General features: G+C 71.7%; 13 protein-coding genes and 1 pseudogene. 6 read left to right on the top strand and 8 right to left on the bottom strand.

The genetic code is table 11. From position 1 onward, the window contains the following. Window positions 1-7: 7 nt before the first annotated feature. The gene (egtD, locus tag F1D61_RS14025; RefSeq protein ID WP_203158537.1) at window positions 8-991 is read right to left on the bottom strand and encodes an L-histidine N(alpha)-methyltransferase; all 984 of its coding nucleotides are present in this window, start codon (window positions 989-991) and stop codon (window positions 8-10) included. Window positions 992-1,052: 61 nt separating this feature from the next. Next, the gene (gene egtB / locus F1D61_RS14020) at window positions 1,053-2,330 is read right to left on the bottom strand and encodes an ergothioneine biosynthesis protein EgtB (protein ID WP_203158536.1); all 1,278 of its coding nucleotides are present in this window, start codon (window positions 2,328-2,330) and stop codon (window positions 1,053-1,055) included. A gap of 222 nt (window positions 2,331-2,552) precedes the next feature. Between egtB and murI the strand changes: the two genes are divergently transcribed. From murI to rpsD, 3 genes are all read left to right on the top strand, one after another. Beyond that, on the top strand, window positions 2,553-3,428 hold the full coding sequence (murI, locus tag F1D61_RS14015; protein ID WP_203158535.1) for a glutamate racemase: 876 nt from the start codon (window positions 2,553-2,555) through the stop codon (window positions 3,426-3,428). Between the two features lie 21 nt (window positions 3,429-3,449). After that, complete coding sequence (locus F1D61_RS14010; RefSeq protein WP_203159070.1) at window positions 3,450-4,268, top strand: alpha/beta hydrolase; 819 nt, start codon at window positions 3,450-3,452, stop codon at window positions 4,266-4,268. 161 nt (window positions 4,269-4,429) lie between these two features. Then, entirely contained in the window at window positions 4,430-5,047 is a 618-nt protein-coding gene (rpsD, locus tag F1D61_RS14005) for a 30S ribosomal protein S4 (RefSeq protein WP_048430210.1), read from the top strand. 120 nt (window positions 5,048-5,167) lie between these two features. Here rpsD and F1D61_RS14000 read toward each other — a convergent pair whose 3' ends face one another. The 4 genes and pseudogenes from F1D61_RS14000 to F1D61_RS13985 form a co-directional block, all read right to left on the bottom strand. Beyond that, on the bottom strand, window positions 5,168-5,599 hold the full coding sequence (locus F1D61_RS14000) for an HIT family protein (RefSeq protein WP_203158534.1): 432 nt from the start codon (window positions 5,597-5,599) through the stop codon (window positions 5,168-5,170). A 467-nt stretch (window positions 5,600-6,066) separates the two neighbouring features. Continuing rightward, entirely contained in the window at window positions 6,067-7,236 is a 1,170-nt protein-coding gene (locus tag F1D61_RS13995) for a M20 aminoacylase family protein (RefSeq protein WP_203158533.1), read from the bottom strand. A gap of 234 nt (window positions 7,237-7,470) precedes the next feature. Continuing rightward, window positions 7,471-8,472: pseudogene (locus F1D61_RS13990) on the bottom strand (serine hydrolase domain-containing protein); the annotation flags it as partial. Window positions 8,473-8,799: 327 nt separating this feature from the next. Next, on the bottom strand, window positions 8,800-10,020 hold the full coding sequence (locus F1D61_RS13985; protein WP_203158532.1) for a GNAT family N-acetyltransferase: 1,221 nt from the start codon (window positions 10,018-10,020) through the stop codon (window positions 8,800-8,802). A gap of 145 nt (window positions 10,021-10,165) precedes the next feature. Between F1D61_RS13985 and F1D61_RS13980 the strand changes: the two genes are divergently transcribed. Then, window positions 10,166-10,495 carry a hypothetical protein gene (locus F1D61_RS13980; protein ID WP_203159069.1) on the top strand — a complete coding sequence of 110 codons (330 nt, stop codon included), beginning with the start codon at window positions 10,166-10,168 and terminating at the stop codon, window positions 10,493-10,495. Between the two features lie 247 nt (window positions 10,496-10,742). Here F1D61_RS13980 and F1D61_RS13975 read toward each other — a convergent pair whose 3' ends face one another. Continuing rightward, the gene (locus F1D61_RS13975) at window positions 10,743-11,999 is read right to left on the bottom strand and encodes a polysaccharide biosynthesis/export family protein (RefSeq protein ID WP_203158531.1); all 1,257 of its coding nucleotides are present in this window, start codon (window positions 11,997-11,999) and stop codon (window positions 10,743-10,745) included. A gap of 550 nt (window positions 12,000-12,549) precedes the next feature. Here F1D61_RS13975 and F1D61_RS13970 point away from each other — a divergent pair. Then, a complete protein-coding gene (locus tag F1D61_RS13970) occupies window positions 12,550-13,335 on the top strand; it encodes an exopolysaccharide biosynthesis polyprenyl glycosylphosphotransferase (protein WP_246775880.1) in 786 nt (261 codons plus the stop codon). Between the two features lie 100 nt (window positions 13,336-13,435). Further along, complete coding sequence (locus F1D61_RS13965) at window positions 13,436-14,635, top strand: glycosyltransferase family 2 protein (RefSeq protein WP_203158529.1); 1,200 nt, start codon at window positions 13,436-13,438, stop codon at window positions 14,633-14,635. Between the two features lie 277 nt (window positions 14,636-14,912). Here F1D61_RS13965 and F1D61_RS13960 read toward each other — a convergent pair whose 3' ends face one another. Further along, window positions 14,913-15,683, bottom strand: coding sequence for a glycosyltransferase (locus F1D61_RS13960; protein WP_203158528.1), 771 nt, complete (start codon window positions 15,681-15,683; stop codon window positions 14,913-14,915). Window positions 15,684-15,873: the final 190 nt, after the last annotated feature.

Here is a 15,873-nt window from a genome sequence, read left to right as displayed (position 1 = left end):
CCGCCGGTCAGTGCCGCCGGATGGTGCTGGCGGTGAGCGCGTGGACCGAGAACAGGGCGTCGGGATCGGTCCAGACCCGGGCATGCTCCCAGCCGGCGCCGCGGGCGAGCGCCCGGAAACCCGGCACCGTGTACTTGTAGCTGTTCTCGGTGTGGATCGTCTCGCCGGAGGCGAAGTGGAACGGCACCCCCGCCACGGTGACGAGCTGGCTGCGCCGGCTCACCAGATGCATCTCGATCCGCCCGAGATTCTCGTCGAAGAAGGCCTGATGGGCGAAGGCGTCGAGGTCGAAATCGGCGCCGAGCTCCCGGTTGATGCGGGCGAGCAGGTTGAGGTTGAAGGCCGCCGTCACCCCGGCGGCATCGTCGTAGGCCGCGTCCAGCACCGCCTTGTCCTTCACGAGGTCGATGCCGACGATCAGCGTCGCTCCGGCCCCCAGCGTCCGGGCGAAGCTGCCGAGGAGCGCCGCGGCGATCTCGGGCTCGAAATTGCCGATCGTCGAGCCGGGGAAGAAGCCGACCTTGGGCGCGTCCCGCAGGTCGTCGGGCAGGGTGACCGGCTTGGTGAAGTCCGCCGCCACCGGCTCGACCCGCAGGCGCGGGAAGTCGCGGCCGAGTTCCTCGGCCTCGCTGCGCAGGAACTCCTCCGAGACGTCGATCGGGACGTAAGTGCTGAGATCGGTGAGGTGCGGCAGCAGGCGGCGCACCTTGGCGGTGGAGCCGCTGCCGAACTCGACCAGGGCCGCCCCCGGCGGGAGCCCGGCGGCGATCTCGGGGCCGTAGCTGTCGAGGATCGCGAGCTCCGTCCGGGTGGGATAGTATTCCGGCAGGCGGGTGATCTGCTCGAACAGATCCGAGCCGCGCCGATCGTAGAAATACTTGGCCGACAGATGCTTTTGCGGCGCGCGCAGGCCCGCGACCACGTCCTGGAGGAAGCTCCGGTCGATGATGCGGGCGGGGGTCTGTTCGAGATGGGGAAGCGGGGCGGTCACGGGCGGGAACTCCGAAATCGGGCGGGGGCCTCACGGCACCCGGATCGAGGCAGAACGCGCCTCAGGCTTGGTATCGAGATAGACGCAGGCCCGTGAACTGCCAGCGCTGGTGGGGATAGAAGAAGTTCCGATAGGTCGGCCGGCTGTGGCCCTGGGGCGTCGCCACCGAGGACCCGCGCAGCACGAACTGGCTGACCATGAACTTGCCGTTGTACTCGCCGAGCGCGCCCGGCAGCGGCCGGTAGCCCGGATAGGCGGAATAGGCGCTGCGGGTCCATTGCCAGACATGGCCGAACCCGGCATCGAGGGAGCCGCTGGCCGCTTCCCACTCGGCCTCGGTCGGCAGGTCGCGGCCGGCCCAGCGGGCGAAGGCGTCGGCCTCGTAGTAGCTCACATGGGTCACCGGCATGGCCGGATCGACGGGCTTCACGCCGGCGAGCGTCATGCTCGACCACACGCCGTCGCGTTGCCGCCAGTAGCCCGGCGCCTCCCAGCCCTCGGTCTGGACGGCCACGAACCCGTCGGAGAGCCACAGTTCCGGCCTGGCGTAGCCGCCATCCTGCATGAATTCGAGCCACTCGCCGTTGGTGACGAGGGCGCGGTCGATCTCGACCGGCCGCAGCAGCACGTCGTGGCGCGGCTCCTCGTTGTCGAAGTGGAAGCCGGAGCCCGCGTGCCCCATCTGGGTCACACCGCCATCGAGCGCCACCCGGCCCGGCCGCTGCGACAGGGCGGGCCAGCGCCAGCCCTCGTCATAGGCCGGGTGCAGCGGGTTCTGGGCGAAGGCGTGCAGGATGTCGGTGAGCATCAGCTCCTGATGCTGCTGCTCGTGGTGCAGGCCGATCTCCACCACCGCGACGATCTCCGCGATCTGCCCCTCGGGGGCATTCGCGATCAGGTCGGCGACCCGGCGGTCGACATGAACCCGGTAGGCCGCGACCTCGTCGCAGGTCGGCCGGGTGACGAGGCCGCGGCTGATCCGCGGGGCGCGGGGGCCCGCCTGCACGTAGTAGGAATTGAACAGGTAGAAGTAGCGCTCGTCGAAGACGGTGTAGCCCGGCACCCGCTCCTTCAGCAGGAACTGCTCGAAGAACCAGGTCGTATGGGCGCGGTGCCACTTGGTCGGGCTCGCATCCGGCATCGACTGGACCTGCTGGTCCTCCGGCGAGAGCGGCGCGGCGCGGCGCTCGGTCTCGTCGCGCACATGGCGGAAGGCCGCGATCCAGGCGCCCCGGTCGACCGGGCGGGCATCGGCGGGCGGCGGAGGAAAGGCGGGGCGCGCGTCATGACGCGCGTCATGGGGCATGTCGAGGACCTGCGCGGTCGCGGTCGCTGCCATCGGATCATCCCTCATGGGTAGACGGATCGTTCACGATCAACGTTGGTCAGGAGTATCCGTTTCTCCAGCGCGGCGTTACCGCGCAGCTTGAGGCGGGCGCCGATCCGGCCGCGTGTGCGTCGCGGGAGAAGCGGGGCCTTTTTGCCGCCGCAGTGACCAAGCCTTAACGATCGCGCCGGACTCTCGCCGGCAACCTTCCTTCCCTCTCGGTCAAAACCTCCCATGCGGTTCGATCTGATGGCCGGCACAGCCGCGGCGCCCCCGGCGCCGATCACCCGTGCCCCGGTGGTCCTCGTGTTCGATTCCGGCCTCGGCGGCCTCACGGTGCTCTCCGAGGTGCGGCGCGCCCGGCCCGATGCCCGGGTAGTCTACGCCGCCGACGACGCCGCCTTTCCGTATGGCGGCCTCGCCGAGCCGGTGCTGGTGGCCCGCGTGCTGGCCGTCATGGAGCGGCTGATCACGGTCCATGCCCCCGACCTCGTCGTGGTGGCCTGCAACACCGCCTCGACCCTGGTCCTGCCGGCCCTGCGGCAGCGCTTCGACATCCCGTTCGTCGGCACCGTGCCGCCGATCAAGCCGGCGGCGGCCGCGACCCGTTCCGGCCTCGTCAGCGTGCTCGCGACACCCGGGACCGTGCGGCGCGACTACACCCGCGAGCTGATCGACACCTACGCGGCGGGCTGCCGGGTCACCCTCGTCGGGGCGACGGGGCTGGCGGCGCTCGCCGAGGCGGCCTTGTCGGGCCTGCCGGTCTCGGATGCCGCCCTCTGGGCCGAGATCGGGCCCTGCTTCGTCGAGGGCGAGGTGGGGCGCACCGACGTGGTCGTGCTCGCCTGCACCCATTACCCGCTGCTGCTGTCCCGCTACCAGGCGATCGCGCCCTGGCCGGTGACCTGGATCGACCCCGCCCCGGCGATCGCCCGGCGCATGACCCAGCTGATCGGCGGCCCCGCCCGCGGATTGGGAGACGACGTGCCCGGCCCGGTGCTCGCCGCCTTCACCTCCGGCGACCGGCTGACGCCGGCCCTGCGCGCGGCGCTCGGCGACCGGGGCTTGGCCGAACTCGCCGTCGAGGCGATGCCGCTCGTCCTCCAGTAAGGCTCGAGCGCCGTGACCGTGATGCGGGTGGCCCTCGGCCTGCTGCTCGTCGTCCTCGCCCTCTACGGCGCCGTGGTGGCGGCGTTCTGGTGGTTCCAGCGCGGCCTCCTCTATCCGGGGCAGGGCGGTCCGGTCCCGGCGACGGGCGCCCGGCTGCCGCCCGATCTCCGGACGATCACCGTCCCGACGCCGGACGGCGAGCGCCTGCGCGCCCTCTGGCTGCCGCCGGCCCGCGGCGCCGGCATGGTGGTGACCTTCCACGGCAACGCGTCGCTGCCCGAATGGCACGCCGAGCGCTTCGCCGCCGGACCCTGGCGGGCGCGAGGGTGGGGCGTGATGGCGCCGGCCTATCGCGGTTATCCGGGCTCGACGGGGAGCCCGAGCGAGGCCGGCCTGATCGCCGACGGGCTCGCGGCCTTGGCGGAGGCGCGCCGCCTCGCGCCGGGGGCGCCGGTGCTGCTGCACGGGCACTCCTTAGGGGCCGCGGTCGCCGTCGCGGTGGCGGCCCGGGCAGGTGCGGCGAGCGTGCTTGGCCTGTACCTCGAAGCGCCGTTCGACTCGATGACCGCGATGGCGCGCCACCATTTCCGGCTCCTGCCGGCGGGCCTCCTGTCGAACACCTGGCACTCCGACCGGATCATCGGCAGCGTCCCGGTGCCGGTCCTGATCGTCCACGGCGATGCCGATCCGGTGATCCCAGCCAAGTACGGCGCCCGCCTCGCGCGCGCGGCCAAAGCCGAGTTCGTCGAGGTGCCGGGCGACCACGTCTCGATCTTAGGCGGCCGGGATTCGGACGCCGAGGCGCGGTTCCGGCCCGGCCCCGGACTCTTGACCAAGTAAGCTTTGTCGCCTAAGAGCGCCCGGTTCGCGGGGCTCCGGTTCGGGGCCCCGAAACATTTTGCGCACCCGCGAGCGGCTCGTCACGGCCGCTCTGTCGCCCCGGTTTACGGGGGAGGAGGGCGCGTTCCTCTCCTACGTGATGCATTTCTAGAGGACACGCGATGTCGAAACGCGTTCAGGCGAAGCACAAGCTCGATCGCCGCATGGGCCAGAACATCTGGGGCCGCCCGAAGAGCCCCGTGAACCGCCGCGAGTACGGCCCGGGCCAGCACGGCCAGCGCCGCAAGGGCAAGATGTCCGACTTCGGCACGCAGCTGCGCGCCAAGCAGAAGCTCAAGGGCTACTACGGCAACATCACCGAGAAGCAGTTCCGCCGTTACTACGCCGAGGCGATCCGCCTGCGCGGCGACTCGGGCGAGAACCTGGTCGGCCTGCTCGAGCGCCGCCTCGACGCGGTGGTCTACCGCTCGAAGTTCGTGGCGACCCCGTTCGCCGCCCGCCAGTTCGTGAACCACGGCCACATCCGGGTGAACGGCGTGCGCGTCAACATCCCGAGCTACCTCGTCAAGCCCGACGACGTGATCGAGATCAAGGAATCCTCCAAGCAGCTCGAGATCGTCCTCGTGGCGAGCCAGCTCGCCGAGCGCGACGTGCCCGACTACATCGAGGTCGACCACGGCAAGATGACCGCCCGCATGACCCGCGTGCCGACCCTGTCCGAGGTCCCGTACCCGGTGCAGATGGAGCCGAACCTGGTCATCGAGTTCTACTCGCGCTGATCTTACGCGACGCTGAGAACCGAGTGTTTTCCGGAAAGCCGCCCGCGAGGGCGGCTTTTCTCGTTGGTGGGGGGGGTCGAGGACCCGGCGCGACGACGTCGCCCCGGGAGAGCCGGCGCGTCAGCCCTCGAGCGCCGCCCGGATCCGCTCCGCATGCTGGGCCAGCAGAGCCGGATCGGCCATGCCGTCGACGTGGCGGCGCGGCGCCACGCCCTCGTGCCGGGGCAGGACGTGGACGTGGAGGTGGAACACGGTCTGGCCGGCCGCCGCCTCGTTGTACTGGTAGACCGCGACGCCGTCCGCCGCGAAGGCCGCCCTGGCGGCCCGGGCCACGGTCTGGACCGCGGCGTAGAGGTGGCCGAGCGTGGCGGGATCCGCGTCGAGGAGGTTGCGGCTCGGGGTCTTGGGCACCACCAGGGTATGGCCGTCGGCCTGGGGCATCACGTCCATGAACGCGACGACGTGCTCGTTCTCGTAGACTTTGTGGCAGGGGATCTCGCCCCGCAGGATCTTGCCGAAGATGTTCTGGGGGTCGTAGGCGGTCTCGGTCATCGCACGGGTCCCTGGAGCCTTGCGCGGCGTGGCCGAGCCCCTTACCCGACCCGCCGCGCGATCGAAACCGCTTCCAGAGCAGTTCCCGATCGCGCTTCGACACGGCACACGACAGAAACCGCTCCCAGCGTCGCCGACCCTTCCCACCCGCGACCTCATCCCGAGGTGTGGAGCGATCGAAGATCGCGGAGCCTCGAAGGAGGCCTCCAGGAATCGCAGCGGCGTCTGGAGCCCTCCTTCGAGGTCAGTCCATCAAGGATGGACTGACACCAATGGCCCAAGATGCTGACGCATCGGGCCATTGAGCCATCTCGAATTTTCCATGCCAAGCCAGAGGCTTGACGAAAATTCGAGAACGGAACCAAAGGTCGTTTCCAACGACCGTTGGTATGACACCTCAGTATGAGGTTGCGGATGGAAAAAGCCTGACAATCGCGGGCTTTGCGCCGGTGTCGTGTACTCCGCTCTCAAGCGGCGGCCGCCGCCGAGCGCCGCTCGACCAGCCGCGCCAGATAGGCCGCGCCGAGGGGGATGATCGCGTCGTCGAAGTCGTAGGCCGCGTTGTGCAGGTTCGCCCCGGCCTTGCCCCCGAGCCAGGCATAGGCGCCGGGCACGGCGTGCAGCATGTCGGCAAAATCCTCGCTGCCCATCTTGGGCTCCGGTGCGGTGTCGACCTTGGCGGCGCCGAACAACTCGGTGGCGATCTCGGCGGCGGCGCGGGTCTGGTCCTCGCTGTTGCGCAGGACCGAGAAGATGTCGCGGATCTCGACCGTGATCTCGGCGCCGAAGGTCGCCGCCACGCCGGCGCAGATCTCGCGCATGCGCCTGGCGACGAGGGCCCGGATGTCGTCGTCGAAGGTGCGGACCGTGCCGGCGAGGTGGGCCTCCTCCGGGATCACGTTGTAGGCCGCCCCGGCATGGACCTGGGTGATCGACAGGACCGCCGATTGCAGCGGGTCGGCGTTGCGGCTGACGATGGTCTGGAGCGCCTGGACCAGGGCGGCCTGGACCACCACCGGGTCGATGCCGCGATTGGGCTGCGCCCCGTGGGCGCCGCGGCCGACGATGCGGATGTCGAAGAAGTCCGCCGCCGCCATGGCCGGGCCCGGCCGCACCGAGAGCTCGCCGCTCCGCCCGCTCGGGTTGTTGTGCAGGCCGTAGACCTCGTCGCAGGGGAAGCGCGAGAACAGCCCGTCGGCCAGCATGGCGCGGGCGCCGCCCAGGCCCTCTTCGGCGGGCTGGAAGATGAACACCGCGGTGCCGTCGAAGTCGCGGGTCTCGGCGAGGTACTTGGCGGCACCGAGCAGCATCGTGGTGTGGCCGTCATGCCCGCAGGCGTGCATCTTGCCCGGCACCGTCGAGCGATAGGGAAGGTTGGTCGCCTCTTCGATCGGCAGGGCGTCCATGTCGGCGCGCAACCCGATGCGGCGCGTGCTGGTGCCGCGGCCCTTCAGCACCCCGACGACGCCGGTGCGGCCGATCTCGCGATGCACCTCGATGCCCCAGGAGGCGAGCTTGTCCGCCACGATGCCGGAGGTGCGCACCTCCTCGAAGCCGAGCTCGGGATGGGCGTGGAAATCGCGCCGGATGGCGGTGAGCGCGTCGAGGTCGGCGGCGATGCGGTCGATCGGGGACATGCGGCGAAGACGCTCCGGATTGCGACCCGGGAGGCGGGCCGGACGGCGCGCATCCTCCGGTGTCGTCACTCGCGAGTCCAGGGGCGCGAATGCATGGCTTTCCGCGCCCCCGAACGGTTCAATCGGCGATGGCGCCGTAGACGAGCTGCTTGATCTCGCGCCGGTAGAAGGCCCGGCTCGGTCCGGGGCCTGGGTCATCATCACCACCGCCAGATCCTCCTTGGGATCGACCCAGAAGAACGTGCCGGCATAGCCCGCCCACATAAACTCGCCCTTGGAGCCCGGCACGCCGGCGATGCCGGCATCCTTGCGCACCATGAAGCCGAGGCCGAAGGTGTAGCCGGGCACGCCCATCAGCAACTCGCCGGGACCGACCACCGGCTTGATCCGGTCGCCGAGATGGTCGGCGGTCATCAACTCGACGCTGGTGCGGCTGAGCACCCGGGCGCCGTCGAGGCTGCCGCCGTCGAGCATGGCTTGCGCGAAGCGCAGGTAATCGGCCGCCGTGCCGTAGCCGCCGGCCCCGCCGGAATCGTTCTTCGGCACCGCGCCGTCGATGAGCCGGTTCGGCGCGCCGGTGGCGGGATCGGTCGGCAGCGCCTGGGCGATCCGCCCGGCCTTGTCGGCCGGCACCGAGAAGCCGGTCTCGCTCATCTTCAAGGGCCGCAGCACCCGGTCGGCGAGATAGTCGCCGAGGCGCTGGCCCGAGGCCTTCTCGACCACGCGGCCGAGCACGTCGACGGCGAGGCTGTATTGCCAGACCGTGCCGGGCTGGTAGGCGAGCGGCGCGCCGGCGATCCGGGCCGTGAATTCTTCCGGGGTGAGGTCGGTGGTGTTGTAGTCGAAATCGGGCTTGAACAGGCCGGCCTTGGCATAGGCCGCCTTCACCGCCGGGTTGGTGGTGATCTCGCCATAGGCGAGGCCGGCGGTGTGGCGCAGGAGATCCTGGATCGTGGGTGCGCGTTCCGCCGGCACCAGATCGGGCGCGGCCTCGCCGAGCGCGTTGGGGCGGGTGCCCGCGACCTTCAGGTCCTTGAACTCGGGCAGGTATTTCGAGACCGGGTCGGTGAGCTGGAGCCGGCCGTCCTCCATCAGCGTCATGGCGGCGACCGAGGTCAGCGGCTTCGTCATCGAGTAGATGCGGAAGATCGCGTCCTTGGCCAGCGGCGCCCCGGCGGCCTTGTCGCGAAAGCCGACGCTCTCGGCATAGGCGAGGCGGCCGCGCCGGGCGATCATCACCACGGCGCCGGGCAGGCGGCCGGCCGCCACTTCCTCCTCCATGACCCGCTTGATGCGGCCGAGCCGCTCAGGCGACAGCCCGACCTCCTCCGGCCGGGCCGGCGCCAGGGCCTCACCGCCGCGGGGCCTCAAGGCCTGATCGGCCAGGGCCGGGGTGGCGAATGCGGCGGCGGCAACCCCGAGGCAGCCCAGCAGGAACCGGCGGGAAGCGCGACCGCGCCCTCCCTCGCTCATGCGCATGGTGTGTCTCTCCCGAACCGGAGCCTCTTGCCGGGCCCCGTGGGATCAGCGTAGCGGCCCGCCGGGCCGGGCGCTACGGCGCCGTCAGTCGTCGCCCTTGCGGAACGGCGTCGCCTCGTCGAGGGCTTCCGCCGCCGCCTCGACGTGGCGGGCCTCGCGGGCGAGGTAATCGGCGATGGCCCGGCGCAAGGACGGGTCGGCGATGTCGTGGGCCGAGTGGGTGATGACCGGGCGGTAGCCGCGGGCGAGCTTGTGCTCGCCTTGCGCCCCCGCCTCGACCCGGGCGAGGCCGCGGGCGATCGCGAAGTCGATCGCCTGGTAGTAGCAGACCTCGAAATGCAGGAAGGGATGGTCCTCGATGCAGCCCCAGTTGCGGCCGTAGAGGGCGCGGTCGCCGATCAGGTTGATGGCGCCGGCGACGTACTGGCCATCGCGCTTGGCCATCACCAAAAGGATGCGCTCCGGCATCCGCTCGCCGATGAGCGAGAAGAAGCGCCGGTTGAGGTAGGGCCGGCCCCATTTGCGCGAGCCGGTATCGATGTAGAACCGGTAGAAGGCGTCCCAATGCGCCTCCGTCAGGTCCGAGCCGGTGACCCACTCGATGGTGAGCCCGGCGGCCAGCGCGTCGCGGCGCTCGCGCTTGATCGCCTTGCGCTTGCGCGAGGCGAGCGCGCCGAGGAAATCGTCGAAGGTGGCGTAGCCCGCATTGTCCCAGTGGAACTGCTGGTCGACCCGGCGCAGGAAGCCGAGATCGCCCGCCCGCTCGGCCTGGGCCTCGGGCAGGAAGGTCGCGTGGATCGAGGAGGCCTCGACCTGCTTGCGCAGGGCCCGCAGGCCCGCGATCAGGGCGGCGGTGGCCTCTTCGGGATCTTCACCCGGGGCGATCAGGAAGCGCGGGCCGGTCACCGGCGTGAACGGCACGCTGACCTGAAGCTTCGGGTAGTAGCGGCCGCCGGCCCGCTCGAAGGCGTCGGCCCAGCCGTGATCGAACACGTACTCGCCCTGCGAGTGGGATTTCAGGTAGCAGGGGGCGTAGCCGATCACCTGCCCGTCGCGCTCGGCGGCGACGTGCAAGGGCAGCCAGCCGGTCCGGCCGCCGACGCAGGCGGATTCCTCCAGCGAGGACAGGAAGGCGTGGCTGACGAAGGGGTTGTGGCTCTCGGCCGCGCCCGCGAGCGATTCGGCCGAGAGGGCGCAGCGGTCCCAGTCGGCCGCCGCGATCTCGGAGATGCGCTGGACGACGCGGACCTGCAAGGTGCCCGTCTCCGGGGTGGCGCCACACCCTGCTCCGCCGGTCTCTTCCATGGGGCGGGAGGTAGGTCGCACCCGGCGGCTCGGCAATGCGGCGCGGCCTCGCAGGCGTGAGGATCGGGAACCGTCCGGCCGCTTTGCTGATTTGTTTCTTGCCATGATGACAGACGACACCACGCGCCGGCCCGTCCCCACGGCGATGCCGAACCCGCAAGGCTCCACGAACCCGCTGGCGCAGGCCTGGGACGACCGCATCGCCCGGCTGCTCGACCTGCTGCCGAAGCGCGTGGGCGATGCGATCGCCTGGCTGCGGGCGCCGTCGCGGCGCTGGGTGCGTATCCCGGCGGCGATCCTGCTGATCCTCGGCGGCTTCCTGGCGGTGCTGCCGGTCTTCGGCCTGTGGATGCTGCCGCTCGGCCTCGCCCTGCTGAGCGAGGACCTGCCGGGCATGAAGCCGTCGCTGGAGCGCGCGGCCCGGTGGCTGGAGGCGAAGTGGGCGCGGGTGGTCGCGTGGTGGCGCGGTCGGTAATCCGGTAAGGGATTCGCTACTGGTAAGGACGCAACAGTCACACCGCACAGAGTCATCCGGGGCCGCGCAGCGGAGCCCGGGATCCAGACACTCAGGTGATAAAGAAGAGAGCGGAACGCCGTCCGCTTATCCTGAATCCTCCGCGGCTCTGGATTCCGGGCTCCGCTGCGCGGCCCCGGAATGACGCGGAGATCTATGGATACTCTCGCGGCAAGAAAGGCTTTGTCGCTGCTCAGACAACGACCCGCTAGTTCAACGACGTCATCGCCCCCGTCCGCGGCGCCGGCCAGGACACCGCCGGCAGGTCGATGTTGGGCAGTTCGACGCTCACCGAATCCCCCGGCATCAGCGCCATGGCCTCGTCGGCGCCGATCTCCTGCACGCCCGTGCCGGTCTGGCGGCTGACGCGGTAGGTCGGCTTGGCGCGCCGGGCCTGGGCGCGGTCGGTGAGGAAGCGCGGGGCCGAGACCTCGGCCTCGAGGATCAGCCGCTCGGCCACCTCCATCCGGGGCTTCAGCTGCTCGAGCTGGCGCTGGGTGTCGCGCGCCTCCGCGGTGACCTCGGTGGCGCGGCGGCTGCGCAGGTCGAGGATCGAGAGGTCGGCCCGCGAGATCGCCTCGCGGGCGCGCAGCAGGTCGGTGGTGGTGCGCAGCTTCTCGCTCTCCATCTGGGCCATCGAGCGGCCGGACGCGATGGTGCGCTGCTGCGTCGCCAGCCCACGCTCGGCGAGCTGCTCGTTGCTGCGGATCTCGGTCGCGATCAGCTTGATCTGGGTGTCGATGGTGGCGAGCTGGCCGTTCAGCGCGTCGATCTGCTGGCGCAGGAACTTCTTCAGGTCCTCGATGGCGTCGACCTGGGTCGCCAGTGCCTTGCGGCGGGCCTCGAAGATCGCGGTCTCGCGGTCGACGAGCGCGAGCAGGCCCGGATCCGGGCGACCGGTCAGCTCCTTCGGCAGCTCGATCCTCGGCTTGTCGTCGCGCTCGGCGGCGAGGCGGGCGAGCCGCAGGGCGAGCTGGTCGCGGTCCTTGTGCAGGCCGGCGAGGTCGCCGCGCGCGGTGATCGCGTCGCGCTCCAGGCGCAGCAGCCCGCCATCGGTGACCCGCGGCGGTCCGCCGGCCAGCGCCACCGCCTTGCCCACCGTGAGCCCCGGCCGGAAGGCGTATTCGCCCGGCTTGTCGACGGCACCGCTGATGTAGAACGGCCGGTAGACGGCGATCTCGACCGCGGTGTCGGGCGGGTCGGCCAGCTCCATCCGGTCGCGCAGGCGCTTCGCCACCAGGCGGCCGACCTCCCGGGTCGGCAGGCCGGCCACCGGGATGTCGCCGATGATCGGCAGGGACAGGGTGCCGTCCGCCCCGATGGTGAACTCGTCGTTGAGCGCGGTCCAGGCGAAGATCTCGTCGCGGCTCGCCCGCCACTCGAACACCCGCAGCCGGATGCGGTCGAGGGGCCCGAGGGCGTAGCCGGGAAGGGAGGTCGACGGGCCGCTCGCGGCGACGGGCACCGACGATGGCGGGGCGGCGGGCGCCGGGCGCGGCCCGTTTGCCGCCCCGCGAGCCCGGCCGGCAGACACATCGCGCCGAGGAGGAGCCCGCGCCGGAGCGAGGCGGGAAGACGGTATGCGGCTCGCATGCGGATCAGGCCTTCTCGTCCCGGAAACTCTCGTCCCGGCCGGCACGGTGCCGGGCTCGTCACGGTGGATGCCGCAAAGCCTCGGCCGTCCGGCCCTACGGCGCAGCCTCCCAATAAGCGGTAGGGACCGCACCACCTCCGAGCGCCTTGCCCCCGCGCCCCTGTTCACCTTCGCTTCGTCGCACAAGGCGCCTGCATCCGAATGGCGTACGCCAAGATGAAGCGACGTATATCCCCGCGCGATTGTGGTGAAATTGACTGCAAGGCCGCGCCTCTGCCTATCGTTAACCGCTCGTTAACGGTGGAGACGGCGCATGGCTCGTGGGGCACGACCGCAATCCCGCGTGGGCGGTGGTGATGAACTTGGCAGTAATGGGCTCGCCGGAACCGGCCTGACGGCAGGGGGCCTGACGGGAGGGGGCTTGCCGGGAAGGGGGCTCGGGGGTGCGGTGCCGGCCGGCGGGCTCGCGCTCCTGCTCGCCCCGGGCCTCCTGTCGCCGGGGTTGCGCGCATCGGTGCTGCCGACAGCCGGGCCCTTGACGCTTGCCCCGGCCTTGGAGGCCGCCGCCGCGCCGGCCCTCGCCCGGAGCCGTCCGGCGGTGCCGCCCCGGCCCGGGGCGGGCCCGGTCGTCAAGCGCGCCGTCGACGTGGTGGGCGCCGCAATCGGCCTCGTCCTGCTGCTGCCGCTCCTCCTGGTCATCGCCGTGTTGATCAAGGGCGATTCGCCCGGGCCGGTGCTGTTTCGCCAGAGCCGCATCGGCCTCGGCAACCGGCCGTTCCGGGTGTGGAAGTTCCGCACCATGACCTGCTGCGAGAACGGCAGCGTGGTCCGGCAGGCCCGGCGCGACGACCCGCGGGTGACCCGCATCGGCCGCATCCTGCGCCGCACCAGCCTCGACGAGCTGCCCCAGCTCGTGAACGTGCTCCTCGGCTCAATGTCCCTGGTAGGGCCGCGGCCGCACGCGGTGGCGCATGACGCGCAGTTCACCGGCACGGTCGCCCGCTACGCCGACCGGCACGCGGTGCGGCCGGGCATCACCGGCTGGGCCCAGGTCCGCGGCTGCCGCGGCGAGACGCCGAACGCCGCCGCGATGCAGCGCCGGGTCGACCTCGACCTCGCCTATATCGAGCATTGGTCGCTGCTGCTCGACCTGGTCATTCTGGCCATGACGCTGCGCGAGATCTTCCGCTCGCAGGCGGCCTACTGATCCTCATCTCCGCTTCATCCTTCCCGTCCCGGCTGCGCACCCGCGCGGCCGGGCGACGATCCTTGACCAGACGATTCTTGACCGGAGGATTCTCGTTCCCATGGCTCTCGTCGATCTCCTCCTCTGCACCCTGGCGCTCGCCGGCGCGGTGCCGGTCCTGGTGCTGACCGCCCAGGTGCTGGCCTCGCTGCCCGCCCTGCGCCCGGCCCCCCTGGGCCCGCGCCGGCCCGCCCTGGCGGTGCTGGTCCCGGCGCATGACGAGGCCGGCCAGATCGCCGGCACGGTGGCGACCTTGCGTGCCGGCCTCACCCCCGGCGACCGCCTGGTGGTGGTGGCCGACAATTGCCGCGACGCCACCGCGGCGGCCGCCCGGGCGGCGGGGGCCGAGGTGGTGGAGCGCCACGACCCCGCGCGGCGCGGCAAGGGCTACGCCCTCGATTGCGGCTATCGCCACCTCGCCCGTACCGGCCTGCCCGAGACCCTGGTGGTGGTCGATGCCGATTGCTCTTTCAGCCCGGCCGGCCTCGACCGGATCGCCCGCCTGAGCGCCGCCCTCGACGGCCCGGTCCAGGCGGCCTACCGCCTCGATCCGCCGCCGCAGGCCTCCTCCGGCCTACGCCTCGCGACCTTCGCGACGGTGCTGAAGCAGATCGGCCGGCCGCTGGGCGCGAGCCGCCTCGGCTGGCCCTGCGGCATCTCGGGCACGGGCTTTGCCGTGCCGACGCGGCTCCTCGGCACGGTCGGGCTGGCCAACGGCCACATCGCCGAGGATCTGAAGCTCGGCCTCGACCTGGCGCTCGCCGGCCATCCGCCCCGCTTCTGCCCGCAGGCCGAGGTCACGAGCGCGCTCCCCGCCGGCGCGGCGGCGCGGCGGGCGCAGCAGACCCGCTGGGAGCACGGCCACCTCTCGCTGATCCCCGCTTATGCCGGCCGACTTCTCGGCGCCGCCCTGCGCCGGGGCGATGCGCGGCTCGCCGCCATGGCCCTCGACCTCTGCGTGCTGCCCCTGGTGACCCTGGCCCTCGCCGAGGCCGCGCTCACCGGCCTCGGCCTCGCCTGGTGGGCTCTGGGGGGCGGGACGGGACCGCTGCTGATCGCGGAGGCCAGCCTCGCCCTCCTCGTCCTCGCCTTCGGGCTCGCGGCCCGGCGCTGGGGCGGCGGCCTGCTGCGCTGGCGCGACCTCGCGGCCGTCCCGCGCCTCGTCGCCGGCAAGGCCGGGATCCTCGGTCGCTTCGCGCTGCGGCGGCGGTCGGAATGGGTGCGGACCGAGCGGGCCGGGGAGGGGCCGTCGGTGGGGTAGGGGCGGTGCGCCGGGGCGAGAGCCCGGCGATTTGTCTTGCGACCGATTCAGGTTTTTCTACGCAGAGAATCTCACACCCTCCACGTCATTCCGGGGCCGCGCAGCGGAGCCCGGAATCCAGACGCTCTGGTGGTGCAGAATGAAGCGGAACGCTGTTCGCCTTTTTCTGAGTCACCTGCGGTTCTGGATTCCGGGCTCCGCTTTCGCGGCCCCGGAATGACGGCGAGGGTACACAATCCCATCGAGGGAAAACAGGGAACGCGTCCGGGCCCCTCGCTCAACCCGCCGGGCTCCGCGACGGCTCCCCCGGCACCCCGACGCCGGACAAACCCGCCGCCCGCCTCCGCGCCGCCTCCAGCACCGTCGCCATGGCGGGCGCGACCGCCCGGAAGGTGGTGCCCTCCGCCACCGTGCGGCGGGCGCCCTTCCCGAGGCGGGCGCGGGCGGACGGATCGTCCCACAGGGCCGCGATGGCGGCGGCGAGCGCTGCCGGATCCTCCGGCGGCACCAGGAGGCCGTTCTCGCCCTCGATCACATAATCCTCGGTCCCGGCGGCCCGGGTCGCCACGACGGGCTTTCCCAGCATCATCGCCTCCAGCACCGTGACCTGGCCCGAGGTGAAGGCGGTGTTGCGCAGGGGCACGACGTTGACCCGCGCCCGGCCGCAGAGGTCGTGGCACTCGGCGAGGGTGAGGCCGCCGCGGACGGTCACGTTGGGCGGGAGGTCGAGGCCGGCGACCGCGTGGGCGCCGGCGACGATCACGGTGGGGAGCCCGAGGGCCGCGACCGCCGCCGCCAGGGTGGCGTAATCCCGGTTGGCCGAGCCCATGGCGAGCACGAAGGGCGCGGCCTCGTCCTCCCGGGTCTCCCGCGGCTCGTCGTGGATCGACAGGGGCACGAACACGAACCGGTCGCGGGGCAGGCCGAGCCACTCGGCGTAGAGCGCGACCTCGCGGCGGGAATGCACCACGAACACGTCGACCTCGCCCAGCAGGCCGCGCGCGAGGCGCGCCTTCCAGCCCCCGGCGTCCGGCCGAGGTTGAAGCACCAGGCGACCAGGGGCACGTCGCGCCGCCCGAGCAGGCGCTTGACCAGGGCCGCCGTCACGGCGAGCTGCGGGAAGCCGGTCATCAGGCCGGCGCTCCCCCGGGGTGCCGCCCGCACCAGGCGCCAGGCCGCCCAGGCATGGCGCAGGTAATCGAACCATTCCGCCGCGCCGGTCACGGCCCGCGAGCGGT

Source organism: Methylobacterium aquaticum, from assembly GCF_016804325.1.
In the GTDB taxonomy this organism is placed as follows: Bacteria; Pseudomonadota; Alphaproteobacteria; order Rhizobiales; family Beijerinckiaceae; genus Methylobacterium; species Methylobacterium aquaticum_C.
This window is presented reverse-complemented; position numbering and strand designations above follow the sequence as displayed.